The sequence below is a fragment of the Peptoniphilus sp. genome (assembly GCF_022767005.1).
Taxonomy (GTDB): domain Bacteria; phylum Bacillota; class Clostridia; order Tissierellales; family Peptoniphilaceae; genus Peptoniphilus_A.
This window is the reverse complement of sequence record NZ_JALEOV010000007.1, coordinates 1-17936: the sequence shown is the minus strand read 5'-3', so window position 1 is coordinate 17936 and position 17936 is coordinate 1. Positions and strand designations below refer to the sequence as shown.

Below are 17936 nucleotides of genomic sequence, written 5' to 3'. Positions count from 1 at the left end.
AATTTTAATCCCAATATTAAAAAGATTGCACGCAGGTCAAAGTATAAGAGAAGATGGACCACAAAGTCACATGATAAAAAGCGGCACACCCACAATTGGTGGATTAATATTTTTATCTTCTGTAATAATCACAACTTTACTTACAGGAAATTTCAAAGTATCTGTTCTTATGATATTTTTCTCTACACTTGCCTTTGGAGCAGTGGGATTTATAGATGATTATATTAAAGTTGTTATGAAGAGAAATTTAGGACTTCGTGCCTATCAAAAACTTCTTTTACAAATTATAACTGCTGTAATTTTAATTATCTATCAATATAATTCTAAAAATATGGGAACAGATCTATACATTCCTTTTTTAAAGGATTATAGATCCATTGGACTTTTTTATGTTCCCTTTATAATTTTTGTAATCGTAGGAACTGTCAATTCCGTAAATTTAACTGATGGTCTTGATGGTCTTTCTACTAGCGTTACAATTATTTGTCTATTGTTTTTTAATGTAGTTGCAGTTAAATTTCAAAGATATGAAATTGCAACTTTCTGTATTGCATTTGCAGGAGCTTTAGTTGGTTTTTTATTTTTCAATAAATATCCAGCCAAAGTTTTTATGGGTGATACGGGTTCTCTTGCACTTGGTGGAGCAATTTCTGCAATAGCTCTTCTTTTAAATGTGCCTTTAATTCTACCAATAGCCGGAGGAATATATTTTATAGAAACTCTTTCTGTTATTATTCAAGTCATAAGTTTTAAGACAAGGGGAAAGAGAGTATTTCTCATGTCGCCACTTCATCATCACTTTGAACAAAAGGGTTGGCATGAGAAAAAGATTGTTGCAGTATTTTCATTAGTTGAACTTATACTATGTGCAATTTCATATTTAATATTATTTTAGGTGATAAAAATGTTAGAAAACAAAAATATTCTTATAATGGGTTTTGGAGTAACGGGAAAAGCTACTTTAAAATTTTTAAAGGGATTTCCATGTAAAATTTATATTTTCGATAGCAATAAAGATCTTCAAAAGTTAAATGTAGATGAGGATTTTATAATTTTTAAGGAAGAAGACTTAGAAAAGATTGATTTAATTGTAAAAAGTCCAGGAATTTATCCCTTCCACGAACTTTTAGTTAAAGCAAGGGAAAAGAATATTGAAATAATTTCTGATATTGAATTAAGCTATAGAAATTTAAAAACTAATAATGTTGTTGCAGTTACAGGAACTAATGGAAAAACTACAACTACTACAATTATTGGCGATATTTTAAAGAGAAAAGCAAAGACTTTTGTAGTTGGAAATATTGGAAGGGGAATTTTAGAAATAACTGAAGAAGCAAATAAAGATGATTATATTGTTATAGAAGCTTCGTCTTTCCAATTAGAAGATACAAAAAGTTTTAAGCCCCATATTGCACTTTTAACTTATGTAACTAGTGACCATTTAGATTGGCATAAGACTACACAAAATTATATTGACGCAAAATTTAAAATTTTTGCAAATCAGGATGGCGATGACTTTGCAATTTTAAATTATGAAAATAAGGAACTTGCGCAAAATTATAATTTAAAGGGCAAAAAATATTATTTTTCAATGAATAAGATTTCAGAAAAGGGAGCTTATGTTGAAAATGGAAAAATTTATTTTAACGATGGCGAAAATATCGAAGAGATTTTAGAAATAAGGGACATTAAAATTCCTGGAGAACACAATATAAAAAATATTATGGCATCTATTATTGCCACAAAACTCTTAAATATTGATACAGATATTATTAGGAAGAGCATAATCTCTTTTACTGGAGTTGAACACAGAATTGAATTTGTAAGAGAAATTCAAGGAGTAAAATATTACAATGATTCAAAGGGAACAAACCCAGATTCAACTGAAGTTGCAGTTGCTGCAATGGATGGTGATGTAATTCTTATAGCAGGTGGATATGACAAGGGTGCAAATTTTGATGAATTAATAGAAAAGTCCAAAGACAAGTTAAAAACTGTAATTTTGTTTGGACAAACTGCAGAAAAATTTTCAGATTCTTGTAAAAAATCAGAAGTTGAATTTTATATTGTAAAAGATTTAAACAAAGCTGTTGAGCTTGCAAATAAATTGGCAGTTAAGGGAGAAGACGTTCTACTTTCTCCTGCGTGTGCATCTTGGGATATGTACAGTGATTATGAAGCTAGAGGAAGACATTTTAAAGATTTAATTAGAGAGTTGGTATAGATGAAATTAAAAAAGGAGATGAAAGATGTTGATCTAATGCTATTAGTTAGCATGATACTTTTAGTAGTAATAGGTCTTATTGCGGTTACATCAGCATCTTTTCCCACTGCAAAAAAATACAATTTAAATAGTTTTCACTATCTAATTAGGCAGGGAATATTTCTAATTTTAGGAATAATCTCCATGATTTTAATAATTCGTGTGCCAAGGGCAGTAATTTATAAGAATATTTCATGGTTATTTCCTCTAAGTGTAATATTAATTTTATTACTATGGACACCTCTTGGATCTACTACAAAGGGTCAAGCAAGATGGTTGGACTTTAGGGTAATACCGCTTAGATTTCAGCCCTCAGATATTTTAAAAATTTCATCGATTATTTATTTGTCAAAATATCTTTCAAGAAATATTTATACCCTTAGAGAACCAAAGACATTTATTACAGCTGTTGCTATAATGGGCATATCCGTAGGACCAATTATGATTAAGGACTTTTCTACTGCGGTAGTAATAGGAGTGGCACTTTTTGCAATACTTCTTGCTGCAGGCATTGATAAGAAGCAGTTTTTATTTTTAGTAGCATTAGGTGGTATCTTTATATGGCTTGTTTTAAAGGATCCAGAAAATAAATTTAGAATTAAAAGAATTTTAGGATTTGTATCAGATTCTACAAATTATCAATCAGCAGATTTATACCAAGCAAGACAGTCTCTTTATGCTTTTGCTCTTGGTGGTTATTCAGGCGTTGGACTTTTTAGATCTAGACAAAAATACACAAACTTGCCAGAAGCATACACTGACTTTATTTTTTCAGTGATAGCAGAAGAATTTGGATTTATAGGAACTTTTATAATTATTTTGCTTTTTATAATTTATATTTATAGAGGTTATATGATTGCCTTTAAAGCAACAAATTATTTTGATAAATTCACTGCAATTGGTATGACAACCTATATTGGTATACAAGCATTTTTTAACATGGGGGTATGTGCAAAACTCCTACCTGTTACTGGTATTACACTTCCCTTTATATCCTATGGAGGAACGGCACTTGTAATAGCAATTGTATCTACGGCAATTTTACTTAAAATCTCGAAAGAAGGCACTATATGAAATATATTTTATCTGGGGGAGGAACTGGTGGACATATTTATCCAGCTCTTGCCATAGGCGAAGAAATAAAAAAACAAGACAAAGAGGCAAAAATTTTATATGTTGGCAAAAAAAATTCTTTAGAAGAAGAACTTGCAAAAAAATATAATTTTAATTTTCAAGGAATAGATATTTCCGGTTTACCTAGAAAAAAATTAAATAAAGACACTGTAATTACTTTTTTTAATTTAATGAAGGGTTTAAATCAGTGTACAAAAATATTAAATACATTTAAACCAGATATAGTTATTGGCACTGGTGGATATGTGTGTGCTCCAATAGTTTTTAAAGCACAACAAAAAAAGATAAAGACTGCTATCCAAGAGCAAAATGCGTATCCGGGAAAGACTAATAAAATTTTGGCAAAAAAAGCAGATTATGTTTTTATAAACTTTATGGAAGCAAAAAAATATTTAAGTAACGATAACATTGTCTTTACTGGAAATCCAATAAGGGATGTTTTTTCACATCTTGACAGAAATAAATCAAGAGAAAAATTAAAAATAAAAAATAAAGAACAATTTGTATTTTCTTTTGGTGGAAGTGGTGGACAAGAATCTACTAATGACGCAATTTTGGAAATTTTAAATAAAAAGGAAAAATTACCTTTCAAGCTAACCCATGTAACTGGTAGAGAACACTATAAATCATTTATGGAAAAATTAGGGGAAATACCTGAAAATGTTGAGATTTTAGACTATACTCACAGCGTTTACGATTATCTTTCTAGTGCAGATCTTGTAATTGCATCATCATCTGCAATGACTTTGGCTGAAATTTCAGCAATAGGCATAGCATCAATTTTAATACCAAAAGCATATACTGCAGGAAATCATCAGTATTACAACGCTATGAGTTACAGCAATATGGGTGCAAGCTCAGTTATTCAAGAAGAAAACTTAAGTGGAGATATATTATTAAGAGAAATAGAAAATATATTAAACAACGATGAAGAAAGAAACATGATGGCAGAAAATTCCAAGAAATTAGCAAGTCCTGACGCTGTTTCAAAAATTGTTGATTTAATTTTAAAGTGATTTTATGAAAAAGATGAAAAAGAAAAAAAGAAAACTAAATAAGAAAAGAAAATATTTTAGAATTTTTACTAGGTTTTTTTTGTTTTTTTTCTTCGTTTTTTTGTTGATTTTTGCACTAAAAAATTCTAATCTATTTAATATAAAAAATGTAACTATTGAAGGCAATAAAAATGTAACTGCTGCTACTATAAAAAAGGTTTCTGAGCTAAAACAGGGTAATAAATATTTTGTAATTTCTAAAAAGAAAAGACAAGAAAGGATAAAATCTATTCCTTACATAAGGGATGCAAAAATATCATATAGTATTACTGGAAAAGTCAAGGTTAAGGTAACTGAAAGAACTTCCTATTATCAAATGGAAACAAACGAATATCTTCTAATTGACGAAGATTTTAGAATACTTGAAAACTCAAAGAAGAAAGCTGATAATTTAATAAATTTAAGTGGTTTTAATTTAGAGGATCAAAAGCCAGGGAGTTACATTTTAAATAATAAAGAAGATGAGGAAAAAAAGGATCTTCTTCTTGAGATAAAAAAAGAAGAATATTCACTTAATGGAAATATAAAAGAAATTGAATTAATGGATTCTATTGCAACTTTTACAACAGTTAGTGGAATTAAAATTGAATTTGGCTCTTACAATAATACATCTTATAAATTAAAAATGCTCTCTTTAATTTTAGATGATATTAAAAAGACAAATAAAAACGCTGTTATTATTCAAATGGAAAAGGGTGAGAGCCCAATCCTTATTACTAATGATGAAAATAATGGCGACAATAAAAACAATAAGGAAGCGGAAAAAGAAAATTCTAAAGAAAATAATGAAAAAAGTTATAAGGAAATAGAAAAAAATTAGTAAAAGCAAATAAAAGTTAGCAAATGACCTTTATATATTGACTATTTGCGATTATTTCTATAAAATAATGGTAATGAATAAAAATACAATTAATTAGTATAAGAGGAGGATGTTTATGTTGGAATTCGATATGGATCAAGACGAATTTGCCAAAATTAAAGTAGTTGGCGTTGGTGGCGGCGGAAACAACGCTGTTAATAGAATGATTAACGCTGGTGTTAAAGGTGTAGAATTTTTAGTTTTCAATACTGATAAACAAGCATTAAAAAATTCACTTGCTGAAAATAAGATTCAACTTGGTGAAAAAATAACTAAAGGTCTTGGAGCAGGTGCGAATCCTGAAGTAGGAGAACAAGCAGCAGAAGAATCAATTGATGAAATTAGAGAAGCTCTTGAAGGTGCCGACATGGTATTTATCACTGCAGGAATGGGTGGAGGTACTGGTACTGGTGCAGCTCCTGTTATCGCTGATGTTGCAAAAGAATTAGGTCTACTAACAGTTGGTGTGGTTACAAAACCATTTACATTTGAAGGTAAAAAAAGAGCAAAATCTGCTGAATTAGGAATAAATTCTCTAAAGGGAAAAGTTGATACATTAGTTATAATTCCAAATGACAGACTTCTTAGCATTGCAGACAAAAAGACTAGCTTCTCACAAGCTTTTGAAATGGCTGATGACATTTTAAAACAAGGTATTCAAGGTATCTCAGATTTAATTTCTGTACCTAATTTAATTAACCTTGACTTTGCTGACGTTAAAACAATTATGTATGACAAAGGCGTTGCTCACATGGGTATCGGTCGTGCTTCAGGTGATGATAGAGCTACTGAAGCTGCAAAACTTGCAATCAATTCTCCTCTACTAGAAACTTCTATTGAAGGAGCAAAATCTGTTCTATTGAATATTACTGCAGGATCAGACCTTGGTATTTTTGAAGTTAATGAAGCAGCAGATTTAATTAGAGATTGTGTATCTGAAGATGCAAATATTATCTTTGGTGCAGGAATTGACGAATCACTTAAGGATGAAGTAAAGATAACAGTTATTGCAACTGAATTTGAGCAATATAAAGATGATAAGAAGGATAAAAAAGAAAATAAAACTGAAGTTTCAGGAAAAAGTCCCCTTGAATCTTTTGAAGATACTGAAGAAGATAATGGCGAACTTAAAATCCCTTCTTTCTTGAGAATTAATAGAAAATAATTTTATTAAATTCATAATATAACACTGTGGACATTGGAGACAATGTCCTTTTTTTATTGTATACTTGTAAATTATATGAAACAAACATAAAAGCAAATATCCTATATGTTAATTTCTTAATAGATTTTGTTTTTAATAGAACTAAATTAAAATAAAATTCGTATTAGAATCCTATTCAATTTAAGTATCTTTTGCTTTGAAATTAATTACATAAAGATGAATATTTATAAAATCTCTCGTAGCCATTTATATGGCTTCTCGATATTACTGAATAGTAAATAAATATTTTTACAAATTTTTTACTTGAAGATGAATATATTTTAGTGAAAAATAAATTTCTTGCGAATTGTTTCGCATATTATCGTGTACTAAATTTTTAGTTATATTATATTTTGGATAAATACTTCATTTTTAAATTATTTTAAATATATGAATTTCCTGTAACACTATAATAATAAACAAGAATGTTATTTATATTTCTTATTAAATTTAAACTTTGTATACAGTTTTATTATGTAAATACTAGCTTTGTTTTAAAATAGATTTTATGCTCACTATAAGTATAAACTTTAAATTTATATTAGAGAGTTTTGGTCCTTTTTTTAATTTAGAATAGTTTAATTATATAGGATAATTCCATATTTTTTACATAGAGTTACATTAATTGTAATGTTACAGAAATTATTAAAAATTCATAAAAAAAAACTTGACACTTTTAGAAAATTAAATTAATATAATTAACAATATTAAAAAATAGTTATATTAATATTGCGCTAAAGAAAAAGGGTAATAATTAAAAAACATTAAGAGAGTTGCAGTTTGGTGAGATGCAATTGTTTTGATTATTATAGATCATTTTCTAGTATCATTTCTGAAGTAAGTAGGAAGTGACGGTTAAAGCCGTTATTTTAAATTAAGTGATTAAATTTTATGATTTAATAATTTAGGTGGTACCGCGAATTTCGTCCTGAGAATATCTCAGGACTTTTTTATTAGGAGAAAAGATGATAGAGTTTTGTGGAGTTTCCTTTGTTAGAGATGGAAAAAATATTTTAAAAGATATAAATTTAAAAATTAAAAGTGGAGAAAATTGGCTTGTATTAGGACCAAATGGCAGTGGTAAAAGCACACTTTTTTCAATTCTTATGGCATATAGAATTGCCACAACGGGAAAAATTAAATGCTTTGGGAGGGAATTTGGAAAAGAAAATTGGAATCCAGTTAAAGATAAAATTGGAATTATTTCATCTACTATGGAAAAATTCAACCCAACATTTTTTAAAATGACTGTAAAAGAAATTTTAATTTCAGGTATAAAAAAGACTATTGGAATTTATGAAGAAGTTACAAGTGAAGAAGAAAGAATTGCGGAAGAATATATAAAAGAATATAACCTATCCACTTTAAAGAATGAATACTATAAAAATTTATCTTCAGGAGAGAGAAAAAAAGTTTTAATTGTTAGAAGCTTAATTCAAAAACCAGAAGTTTTAATTTTAGATGAACCTTGTGCATCATTAGATATATACGAGAGGGAAAATATTTTAGATACATTAAGAAAAACCAACACCAATTTAATTTATATCACACATGATGTTGAAGAAACAATTCCAAAAATAACAAATGTACTATTATTAAAAGACGGAAAAATTTTTAAAAGTGGAAAGAAAGATGAAGTTTTAAATTCGGAAAACTTAAAAAAATTATATGGTATAGATTTGAATTTAACCAAAAAAAATAATTATTACTCAATAGAAGTTAATAATAGGAGGTAAAATTGAAATACAGTGGAAATGAAATAATATTAAAAACACTTACTAACCTTGGAATAGACACTATATTTGGATATCCCGGAGGAGCGGTAATTGATTTATACGATGCTATTTATGATTACAAAGATATTATTAATATAAGAACATCCCATGAGCAATCAGCAGCACATAGTGCAGATGGATATGCTAGAAGCTCAGGGAAAACTGGCGTATGTCTTGCGACAAGTGGTCCTGGTGCTACTAATTTAGTAACAGGAATTGCAACAGCTTTTATGGATTCCGTTCCAATGATAGCTATAACAGGCAATGTATCTACTTCTCTTTTAGGAAGAGATTCCTTTCAAGAGATTGACATTGTCGGCATGACGATTCCAATTACTAAGCATTCCTTTTTAATAAAAGATATAGAAGATTTAGAGTATTCAATTGTAAGAGCATATGAAATAGCAAATGATAAGAGAAAAGGGCCTGTTCTTATAGATATTCCAAAGGATATACTTTCTTCTAAGACGGAATTTAAAAATTTAAAAGCCAAAAAGGAAGAGCATGGCATTATTCCTAATAGAGATGATTTATTAAGAATTTCTAATTTGATAAACAATGCAAAAAAACCTGTCGCCTATGTTGGTGGAGGAGTTAAAAGTTCCGGAGCATATTTAGAACTTAGGAAACTTTTGAAAAAGGGAAAAATCCCAAGTTGCCATACAATTACTGGTAAGGGTGTACTAGATCCAAATGATGATTTAGACCTTGGACTTGTTGGGATGCATGGTAATCAAAGTGCAAATTATGCAATTGAAGAATGTGATTTATTAGTTGCTATTGGAGTTAGATTTTCTGATAGGGTTGCACTTAATAGAGATAAATTTGCTCCAAATGCAACAATTATTCAAATAGATATTGATGAAAGTGAAATAGACAAGAATGTCTTTGTTGATATAAATATTGTATGTGATATTAAAGATATTGTTTCTGAGTTAGAACCCCTAATTTTAGAAAAAGATAGATGCTCTTGGCAAAATAGAATTGCTGAATTAAAAGAAAAAGATAGAGAGCTAATGAACAAAGAAGAGGGAATAAAACCCTTTGATGTAATAGACATTATCAATGAAGATATGGATGAAAATACAATAATAGTCACAGATGTTGGGCAACATCAAATGTGGGCTGCGCAAAGAGCAAAAATTTATAATCCTAGAAATTTTATTACTAGTGCTGGTCTTGGGACGATGGGCTTTGGAATGGGAGCAAGTATAGGAGCTAAATGTGCCAATAAAGATAAAGAAGTAATTCTGATTACTGGAGATGGCTCTTTTCATATGAATTTAATTGAATTAGCTACATCGGTATATTATGGAATGAAAATTATAGTAATAGTGCTAAATAACAATGCTTTGGGAATGATAAAACAATGGCAGCATTTAATATATCATGATAGATTTTCACAGACAAAAGGCAGAAATACAAAGTTTGACATTGTTGCAAAGGGATTTGGGGCAATGGGATATGATGTAAACTCAATAGAAGAATTTAGAGATGCTCTTAATAAAGCAAGAGCAAGTAAAATTACATCAGTGATAAATGTGAATATATCAGATAAAAATTTAGTTTTACCAATGATACCAGCTGGTGGAACAGTGGATGATTTAATTGTGGAGTAATTTATGAAGTATGAAGTATTAAGTTTATTAGTAGATAATCAGTCAGGAACACTTACAAGGATAGCTTCTTTATTTGCAAGAAGAGGCTATAATATTGAATCTCTTACAGTTTCAGCTGTTAAAGATAGTAAGTATTCTAAAATAACGATAACAACTATTATAGAAGACAAACATGAGTTAAAACAAATTGTTAGTCAATGTGCAAAACTAGAAGTGGTTAGAGATATTGAAATCATAACTAAGGAAGAGGTTGTACAAAGGGAGATTTGCCTAGTAAAGATAAAGTGTAAAAGTGAAAAGGCAATAGAAGTTGTTAATATTGCAAATATATATAAAGCTAATATAGTGGATTTTTCAAAGGACTCACTAATAGTTGAAATTACAGGTAAGCCTGCAAAAGTCGATGCCTTTTTAAGGGTCATTGAATCTTATGAAATTATAGATTTTTGTAGAACCGGCATAACAGCCATGAAAAGATGAAGGGAGTAAAAAAATGATAAAAAAATATTATGACAAAGACGCAAATTTAGAATTATTAAAGGGTAAAACAGTAGCTATTATTGGCTTTGGATCTCAAGGCCACGCTCATGCGCTAAATCTTAAAGAAAGTGGAGTAAATGTAATAGTTGGACTTCACGAAGGTTCTAAATCAATACAAAAAGCAAGAGAATATGGACTAGAAGTTTTTAGTGTAGAAGAAGCTGCAAAAAAAGGCGACATGGTTATGATGCTTGTTCCAGATGAAATTTCTGCTGATTTGTACAACGAAAAAGTTGCACCAAATATGAAAAAGGGAGATACATTAATGTATGCCCATGGATTTAACATTCATTACAATTTAGTAAGGCCATCAGAAGATATAAATGTAATTATGGTTGCTCCAAAGGGACCAGGACACACAGTTAGAAGTGAATATGAAAAGGGAGCAGGAGTACCTTCTCTAATTGCAGTATATCAAGATGCAACAGGTGATGCAAAGGATCTTGCTCTAGCATATGCATCAGGAATTGGAGCAGGCCGTGCAGGAATTCTTGAAACTACATTTAAAGAAGAAACTGAAACTGATTTATTTGGAGAACAAGCTGTACTTTGTGGTGGAGTTACAGAACTTATGAAAGCAGGTTTTGAAACCTTAGTAAACGCAGGATATGAACCAGAAATGGCATATTTTGAATGTATACATGAAATGAAACTAATTGTAGATATGATTATAGAAGGCGGATTTGAAAATATGAGAAATTCAATTTCAAATACAGCTGAATATGGGGATTACCATGCAGGCAAAAAAATAATTGGTAAAGAAACAAGAGAAGCAATGAAAGGTATCCTTGACGATATACAAACAGGTGCTTTTGCATCAGAATTTATGACAGAATTTTCATCAGGAAGAAAAATTAAATTCTTAACAACAAGAAGAAAAGAAAGAGAACATCAATTAGAATCTGTTGGTAAAGAACTTAGAAAAATGATGGCTTGGTTAGATAAATAAGAGAGGAAAAATTATGAAATTAAGGAGTGATAATGTAGTAAGGGGACCCGAAAGGGCTCCCAATAGGTCACTTTTTTACGCATTAGGATATACTGATGAACAGTTAGATAGACCACTTGTTGGAATAATATCTGCATACAGCGAAATAGTACCAGGTCATATGTTTTTAGACAAGCTTGAAAAAGCTGTAAGGGAAGGAGTTCTTATGAATGGAGGAACTCCAATAATGATTCCATCAATAGGAGTATGTGATGGGATAGCTATGGGACATACAGGAATGAAGTATTCACTTCCAAGTAGAGAACTCATTGCGGACAGTTTAGAATCTATGGCTATTGCACATGGTCTTGATGCATTAGTGCTTATCCCTAACTGCGATAAAATTGTACCTGGAATGATAATGGGTGCACTTAGAGTAAATCTTCCTACTATTTTAGTTAGTGGAGGACCAATGCTCGCAGGTCGTGACCAAAATAATGAAATTTCGCTATCAAAAATGTTTGAAGCTGTTGGGGCATTTAAGGCAGATTTAATAACGGCAGAAAAGCTTATGGAATTAGAAAAATCCGCTTGTCCAAGTTGTGGATCATGTGCTGGAATGTATACAGCTAATTCAATGAATTGTCTTAGTGAAGCAATAGGTCTAGCTTTAACGGGAAATGGTACAATCCCAGCAGTATACTCTGAAAGACTAAGATTAGGTAAAAAAACAGGAATGCAAATAATGAATCTTTTAAAAGAAGATATAAAAATAAAAGATATCATAAATAAAGATTCAGTTAAAAATGCACTAGCTTGTGATATGGCTCTAGGCTGTTCCACAAATACAATTCTTCATCTTTTAGCAATTGCAAATGAAGCGGGAATTGAAGTAGATTTAAATGATATAAATAAAGTTAGTGATAAAGTTCCAAACCTTTGTCATCTTGCACCAGCAGGAGACACTCATATAGAAGATTTATACTTTGCTGGTGGTATTGCAGCTGTTCAAAAGGAACTTTCAAAGAAAAATTTGTTAAAACTTGATGTTATAACTGCAAGCGGCAAAAATCTTTCTGAAAACATAAAAAACGCAGTAAATAAAAATAAAAATATCATTAGAGATATTAATAATCCCTTTTCTGAAACAGGAGGACTTTGCGTTTTATTTGGAAATATTGCAAAAGATGGAGCAGTTGTAAAAAAATCTGCTGTGGCAGACAATATGTTAAAGCACACTGGACCAGCTCGAGTATTTAATTCAGAAGATGATGCTATAAAGGCGATTTATAGTGGAGATATAAATCACGGTGATGTAGTAGTAATTAGATACGAAGGACCTAAGGGTGGACCGGGAATGAGAGAAATGTTAAACCCAACATCAGCACTTGCAGGTATGAAACTTGATACATCTGTTGCCCTTATAACAGATGGAAGATTTTCAGGAGCAAGTAGAGGTGCATCTATTGGACACGTTTCTCCAGAAGCTGCACAAGGTGGAGCAATTGGAATAATCAATGAAGGTGATTTAATAGAAATAGATATATTAAATCATAGTTTAAATTTAAAAGTATCTGATGAAGAATTTAATAGTAGAATGAAAAACTTTACTCCACTTGAAACCAACAAAGTATCTGGATATCTAAATAGATATAGAAGATTAGTAACAAGTGCTGATAAAGGAGCAATATTAAAATAGGTTCAAAATAAATAATTTTGAGATTTAATTATGAAATAACCCCCAAAAGTTGTATCTAAAATCCAGCTTTTGGGGGTCATTTTGTAATGTGTTCGGTCTTTTTATGATTAGTTTAATTGATTAATAAATTTTTAAGTGATATTATATTTTAAAATAGTCTTTTAGACTGTATTAAATGAGGTGAAGACAATGAAATGTCCTTTTTGCGGATATAATGATTCAAAAGTTTTAGATACTAGACCAACAGATGAAGGTTATACAATTAGAAGAAGACGCGAGTGTTTAAAATGTCAAAAAAGATTTACAACTTACGAAAAAATAGAACAGTCTCCTGTAATGGTTATAAAAAAAGATGGAAATAGGCAAGCCTTTGATCGAGAAAAAATAATTAGAGGAATGATTAAATCCTGTGAAAAGAGACCAGTTTCAGCCGATGAGATAGAAGAAGCAGTTAATAATATTGAAAAGAAAATTGAAAATTCTATGCGTCGAGAAATTACTTCTTTAGAAATTGGAGAAATGGTAATGAATGAACTAAAAGATTTAGATGAAGTTTCTTATGTAAGATTTGCATCTGTTTATAGGGAATTTAAAGATTTACAATCTTTTGTCGATGAACTTGAAAATTTTGTAAAAAAGAAGAATTAATATGGATTTATTTGAACTTAGCATGCAAAAAAATTTAATGAACAAGGCGCCTCTTGCCGACAGGATGAGACCTAGAAATTTGGCTGAGTTTGTAGGACAAGATCATATTATTGGCGAAGGAAAATATCTTTCACGACTTATAAAAAGTGACAGAATTAGTTCAATTTTGTTTTATGGTCCGCCTGGAGTTGGAAAAACTACTTTAGCAGAAATAATTGCAAAGACCACAAATAAAAATTTTATAAAACTTTCTGCTGTAACATCAAATTTAAAAGAATTACGAGAAGTTTTGAAAAAAGCTGAAGAATCTATGAAATTTCACAATATTTCAACAATAGTTTTTATTGACGAAATTCATAGATTTAACAAGACGCAACAAGATGCACTTTTGCCCTTTGTAGAAAGAGGAGTAATAACTTTAATTGGAGCAACAACAGAAAATCCATATTTCGAAGTTAACAGAGCTTTATTATCTAGAATGCAAATAATAAATTTGCTTCCACTTGAAGGCAAGGATTTACTTAAAATATTGGAAATGGCTTTAAGTGATAGGGAAAGGGGATTTGGAAACAATAATGTAGAGGTTACAGATCTCGCAAAAAAAATTCTCATAAAAAACTCCAATGGAGATGGTAGATTTTTATTAAATAGTTTAGAAATTGCAATTCTCTCAACTGATAAAATTGATGGGAAAATTTTAATAGACGAAAATGTAATAGAAAATTCTCTTTTAATAAAAAACGTAAAATACGATAAAAATGATAATGAACATTATGACACAATTTCTGCCTTTATAAAATCCATGAGGGGCTCTGACCCAGACGCAGCACTTATTTATCTTGCAAAGATGCTTGAAGGTGGAGAAGACATAAAATTTATTGCAAGAAGACTTATAATTTTTGCATCGGAAGATGTGGGAAATGCAAACCCACAAGCAATGGTCATGGCTTCTGCTTGTTTTAATAGCATTAACGCTGTGGGGATGCCTGAAGCTCGAATTATTTTAGCACAGACTGTAACTTATCTTGCATCTTCAGAGAAATCAAATGCATCATATCTTGGTATTAATAAAGCTATGACAGATGTAAGAAATTCAAATAATATAATTATTCCGAAAATTATAAGAGACAAGCACAATCCTCAAAATGAAACCGATGAAAATTATTTGTATCCACATAATTACGAAAATTCTTATGTAGCTCAAACTTATATGCCAGATAATTTTATTGGCAGAAAGTATTACGAACCAAAAAATATTGGTTATGAAGAGATTATTAAAAAGTATTTAGATGGTTTAAAATGAGCTGTGCTCTTTTAAATTAGGTACAGAACATAAAAACAAAGATTCTATATGTTAATCTATTAATTGGGATTCTTCTATTAATAGATTTATTGTCAACAACTATTGCGGCAAAAAAGATTATTAGAAAAAATGTAAGTAACGGTTTAGTTATTAGAAACATTAATGATCGTGAAAATGCACATAGTAGAATAGATGATATCACATAATCTGTTGTATTGGACTTATGTATAGTAAAAATATTACAGTTTTAGGTATGTTATAATATTATTTTAGAGGTATATGGCTATGAAATATAAGAAAGTAGTAAATTTCATTTATATTATGTTTTTCATATTCTTTTTATTTATAACACTTAATTATAAAGACACTATACAGTTACCCACAGGAGGAGAACAAAAAATCAGTAGAACTCGAGTAGAGGAATTTTTTGATGCCAATATTAAAGATGAAGAATTAAAAGCGGGCGACATTTCACGTTATGTAATTTTATTTATTTGGCTAACTCATTTATCTGTATTTGCACTTCAAGATAAGTCCATAAATAATATAAAAAGATTTTTAAAAAGTGCTAAAAATAAAGTTTTTGTTATATTCATTTTTGTATTATTTATAATTTTAAAAAGAATAATTTTTAGCTTAGATTATTATACTCTGCCTATGATTTTTTTAAACTCCATTACAGCAACTGTATTTATGTTTTATTTTATAAATTCAAAACAAGTAAATGAAGCAGAAAATTATAAATGATAATATACATCTGTAAATGAGATACAAAACATAAAAATTAATATTCTATATGTTAATCTATTAATGGGACTTTTACCTATTAATAGATTTTGTTTTTTAACAGAACTAAATTAAGATAAAGTTTCTATCAAAATATTATTAAACTTATTAAAATATTCATTGATTTGATATAATCATATTTATAGATAATGTTATTCTTTTTTAGTTTTGATTAATTTAATTATTCAGGACATTTATCTATTTTCTATTATTTAATTTTGCATTTATTTTATTTGATTGGTTTAAAGTGTGTAAAATTGACAAATTAGAGGTTTAATTATATACTTAAATATTATATACTTAAGTAACATATTAGTAGTTCAAATTAGGAGGAATTATGTCAATTAGCATTAGAGATATTTTTAAAAATCCAGAAGATTTTTTAGATAAAGAAATTTTATTAAATGGTTGGATAAAAACAAGTAGATCATCAAAGAATTTTGGTTTTATTGAGCTTACAGATGGTACAACATTTAAACCAATTCAAGTAGTTTATGGAAAAGACTTGGAAAATTTTGATGTAATTGAAAAATATCCAATTAGTTCATCATTAGAAGTTAGTGGAAAGGTTGTAAAATCTCCGGGAAAGAATCAATCTTTTGAACTTCAAGCAAATAAAATTGTTGCAATTTGCTCATCTGATCCATCTTATCCTCTACAAAAAAAGAGACATACATTGGAATATTTAAGGACAATAGCACACCTCCGTCCTAGAGCCAATACTTTTAATGCTGTTTTTAGAGTAAGATCATTAATTGCTTTTGCGATTCACAAATTCTTCCAAGAAAAGGGATTTATTTATGTTCACGCTCCAATTATTACAACATCAGATGCTGAAGGTGCAGGAGAAATGTTTCAAGTAACAACACTTGATATAGAAAGTATTGCAAAATCTAATCCAACAGAAGTTGATTATTCAAAGGACTTTTTTAACAAAAAGACTCATTTAACTGTATCTGGTCAACTTGAGGCAGAAGCATTTGCAGAGGCTTTCAAAAATATTTATACTTTTGGACCTACATTTAGGGCAGAAAATTCAAATACTCAAAGACATGCAGCTGAGTTTTGGATGATAGAACCAGAAATGGCATTTGCTGATTTAAATGTAAATATGGATGTTTCAGAAGAAATGTTAAAATACATCATTTCTTATGTACTTGAAAATGCGCCACAAGAAATGGAATTTTTCAACAATTTCATTGATAAAGGTCTTCTTGAAAGATTACAAAATGTAGTTGATAATGAATTTGCAAGAATAACATATACAGAAGCCATTGAAATTCTTGAAAAAGCTGATAGAGAATTTAATTATCCTGTAAGCTGGGGCATTGATCTTCAAACTGAACATGAAAGATATATTACAGAAGAAGTTTACAAAAAACCAGTTTTTGTAACTGATTATCCTAAGGAAATAAAGGCTTTTTATATGTATCAAAATGATGATGAAAAGACTGTTGCGGCAATGGACCTTTTAGTTCCTGGAGTTGGTGAAATCATTGGTGGAAGCCAAAGGGAACACAGGCTTGAAGTGCTAGAAGAAAAAATGAAAAACATTGGAATGAATATGGATACTTATGATTGGTATCTTGATTTGAGAAGATATGGTTCTGTTGTTCATTCTGGTTATGGTCTTGGATTTGAAAGAGCTGTAATGTATATAACTGGAATGAAAAATATAAGAGATGTAATTCCGTTCCCAAGAACTGTTGGAAATGCTGAATTTTAGGAGTTAATATGAAAAAATATATACCAAGTGAAATAGAAAAAAAATGGCAAGACTTTTGGGATGAACATGAGTCCTTTGTATGTGAAAATAATTCTGACAAAGAAAAATTCTACGCACTTGTAGAATTTCCTTATCCATCAGGACAAGGACTTCATGTAGGACATCCAAGGCCTTATACTGCTCTTGATATTGTTGCAAGAATGAAGAGAATGCAAGGATATAATGTACTTTATCCAATGGGATGGGATGCTTTTGGATTGCCAACTGAAAATTATGCAATAAAAAACAAAATTCATCCTGCAACTGTTACAAAAAATAATATTGCACATTTTAAAAAGCAATTAAAATCTATTGGTTTTTCTTTTGATTGGTCAAGAGAAATTAATACAACTGACCC

The 17936-nt window shown here is 29.7% G+C and carries 16 protein-coding genes and 1 other annotated feature; all 16 genes read left to right on the top strand.

Going from position 1 to position 17936, the window contains the following annotated elements; translation table 11 throughout:
- Position 1: 1 nt before the first annotated feature.
- The gene (gene mraY, locus MR285_RS00465; protein ID WP_293557155.1) at positions 2-895 is read left to right on the top strand and encodes a phospho-N-acetylmuramoyl-pentapeptide-transferase; all 894 of its coding nucleotides are present in this window, start codon (positions 2-4) and stop codon (positions 893-895) included.
- 9 nt (positions 896-904) lie between these two features.
- A complete protein-coding gene (gene murD / locus MR285_RS00460; protein WP_293557154.1) occupies positions 905-2224 on the top strand; it encodes a UDP-N-acetylmuramoyl-L-alanine--D-glutamate ligase in 1320 nt (439 codons plus the stop codon).
- Positions 2225-3337 (top strand): putative peptidoglycan glycosyltransferase FtsW, encoded by a 1113-nt coding sequence (locus tag MR285_RS00455; protein ID WP_293557153.1) that lies wholly within the window; start codon positions 2225-2227, stop codon positions 3335-3337.
- Positions 3334-4413 carry an undecaprenyldiphospho-muramoylpentapeptide beta-N-acetylglucosaminyltransferase gene (gene murG, locus MR285_RS00450; protein ID WP_293557152.1) on the top strand — a complete coding sequence of 360 codons (1080 nt, stop codon included), beginning with the start codon at positions 3334-3336 and terminating at the stop codon, positions 4411-4413. The genes MR285_RS00455 and murG overlap by 4 nt, the downstream gene beginning before the upstream one ends.
- Positions 4414-4417: 4 nt before the next feature.
- Positions 4418-5272, top strand: coding sequence for an FtsQ-type POTRA domain-containing protein (locus tag MR285_RS00445; RefSeq protein WP_293557151.1), 855 nt, complete (start codon positions 4418-4420; stop codon positions 5270-5272).
- Positions 5273-5387: 115 nt separating this feature from the next.
- A complete protein-coding gene (gene ftsZ, locus MR285_RS00440) occupies positions 5388-6476 on the top strand; it encodes a cell division protein FtsZ (protein WP_293557150.1) in 1089 nt (362 codons plus the stop codon).
- A 764-nt stretch (positions 6477-7240) separates the two neighbouring features.
- Positions 7241-7449, top strand: a binding site (T-box leader).
- 31 nt (positions 7450-7480) lie between these two features.
- Positions 7481-8251: an ATP-binding cassette domain-containing protein gene (locus tag MR285_RS00435; protein WP_293557149.1), complete on the top strand. Its 771-nt coding sequence runs from the start codon at positions 7481-7483 to the stop codon at positions 8249-8251.
- A 2-nt stretch (positions 8252-8253) separates the two neighbouring features.
- The gene (ilvB, locus tag MR285_RS00430) at positions 8254-9909 is read left to right on the top strand and encodes a biosynthetic-type acetolactate synthase large subunit (RefSeq protein ID WP_293557148.1); all 1656 of its coding nucleotides are present in this window, start codon (positions 8254-8256) and stop codon (positions 9907-9909) included.
- Positions 9910-9912: 3 nt separating this feature from the next.
- Positions 9913-10389, top strand: coding sequence for an acetolactate synthase small subunit (gene ilvN, locus MR285_RS00425; RefSeq protein ID WP_293557147.1), 477 nt, complete (start codon positions 9913-9915; stop codon positions 10387-10389).
- A gap of 13 nt (positions 10390-10402) precedes the next feature.
- Positions 10403-11398 carry a ketol-acid reductoisomerase gene (ilvC, locus tag MR285_RS00420; protein ID WP_293557146.1) on the top strand — a complete coding sequence of 332 codons (996 nt, stop codon included), beginning with the start codon at positions 10403-10405 and terminating at the stop codon, positions 11396-11398.
- A 13-nt stretch (positions 11399-11411) separates the two neighbouring features.
- Positions 11412-13076, top strand: a complete 1665-nt coding sequence (gene ilvD / locus MR285_RS00415; RefSeq protein ID WP_293557145.1) for a dihydroxy-acid dehydratase — start codon at positions 11412-11414, stop codon at positions 13074-13076.
- Positions 13077-13265: 189 nt separating this feature from the next.
- Positions 13266-13724 carry a transcriptional regulator NrdR gene (nrdR, locus tag MR285_RS00410; RefSeq protein WP_293557144.1) on the top strand — a complete coding sequence of 153 codons (459 nt, stop codon included), beginning with the start codon at positions 13266-13268 and terminating at the stop codon, positions 13722-13724.
- A 1-nt stretch (position 13725) separates the two neighbouring features.
- Positions 13726-15027 carry a replication-associated recombination protein A gene (locus tag MR285_RS00405; protein WP_293557143.1) on the top strand — a complete coding sequence of 434 codons (1302 nt, stop codon included), beginning with the start codon at positions 13726-13728 and terminating at the stop codon, positions 15025-15027.
- 285 nt (positions 15028-15312) lie between these two features.
- Positions 15313-15774 (top strand): hypothetical protein, encoded by a 462-nt coding sequence (locus MR285_RS00400; RefSeq protein ID WP_293557142.1) that lies wholly within the window; start codon positions 15313-15315, stop codon positions 15772-15774.
- A gap of 376 nt (positions 15775-16150) precedes the next feature.
- The gene (gene asnS, locus MR285_RS00395) at positions 16151-17539 is read left to right on the top strand and encodes an asparagine--tRNA ligase (protein WP_293557141.1); all 1389 of its coding nucleotides are present in this window, start codon (positions 16151-16153) and stop codon (positions 17537-17539) included.
- An 8-nt stretch (positions 17540-17547) separates the two neighbouring features.
- On the top strand, positions 17548-17936 hold a 389-nt coding region (locus MR285_RS00390), incomplete at its 3' end, for a class I tRNA ligase family protein (protein WP_293557140.1).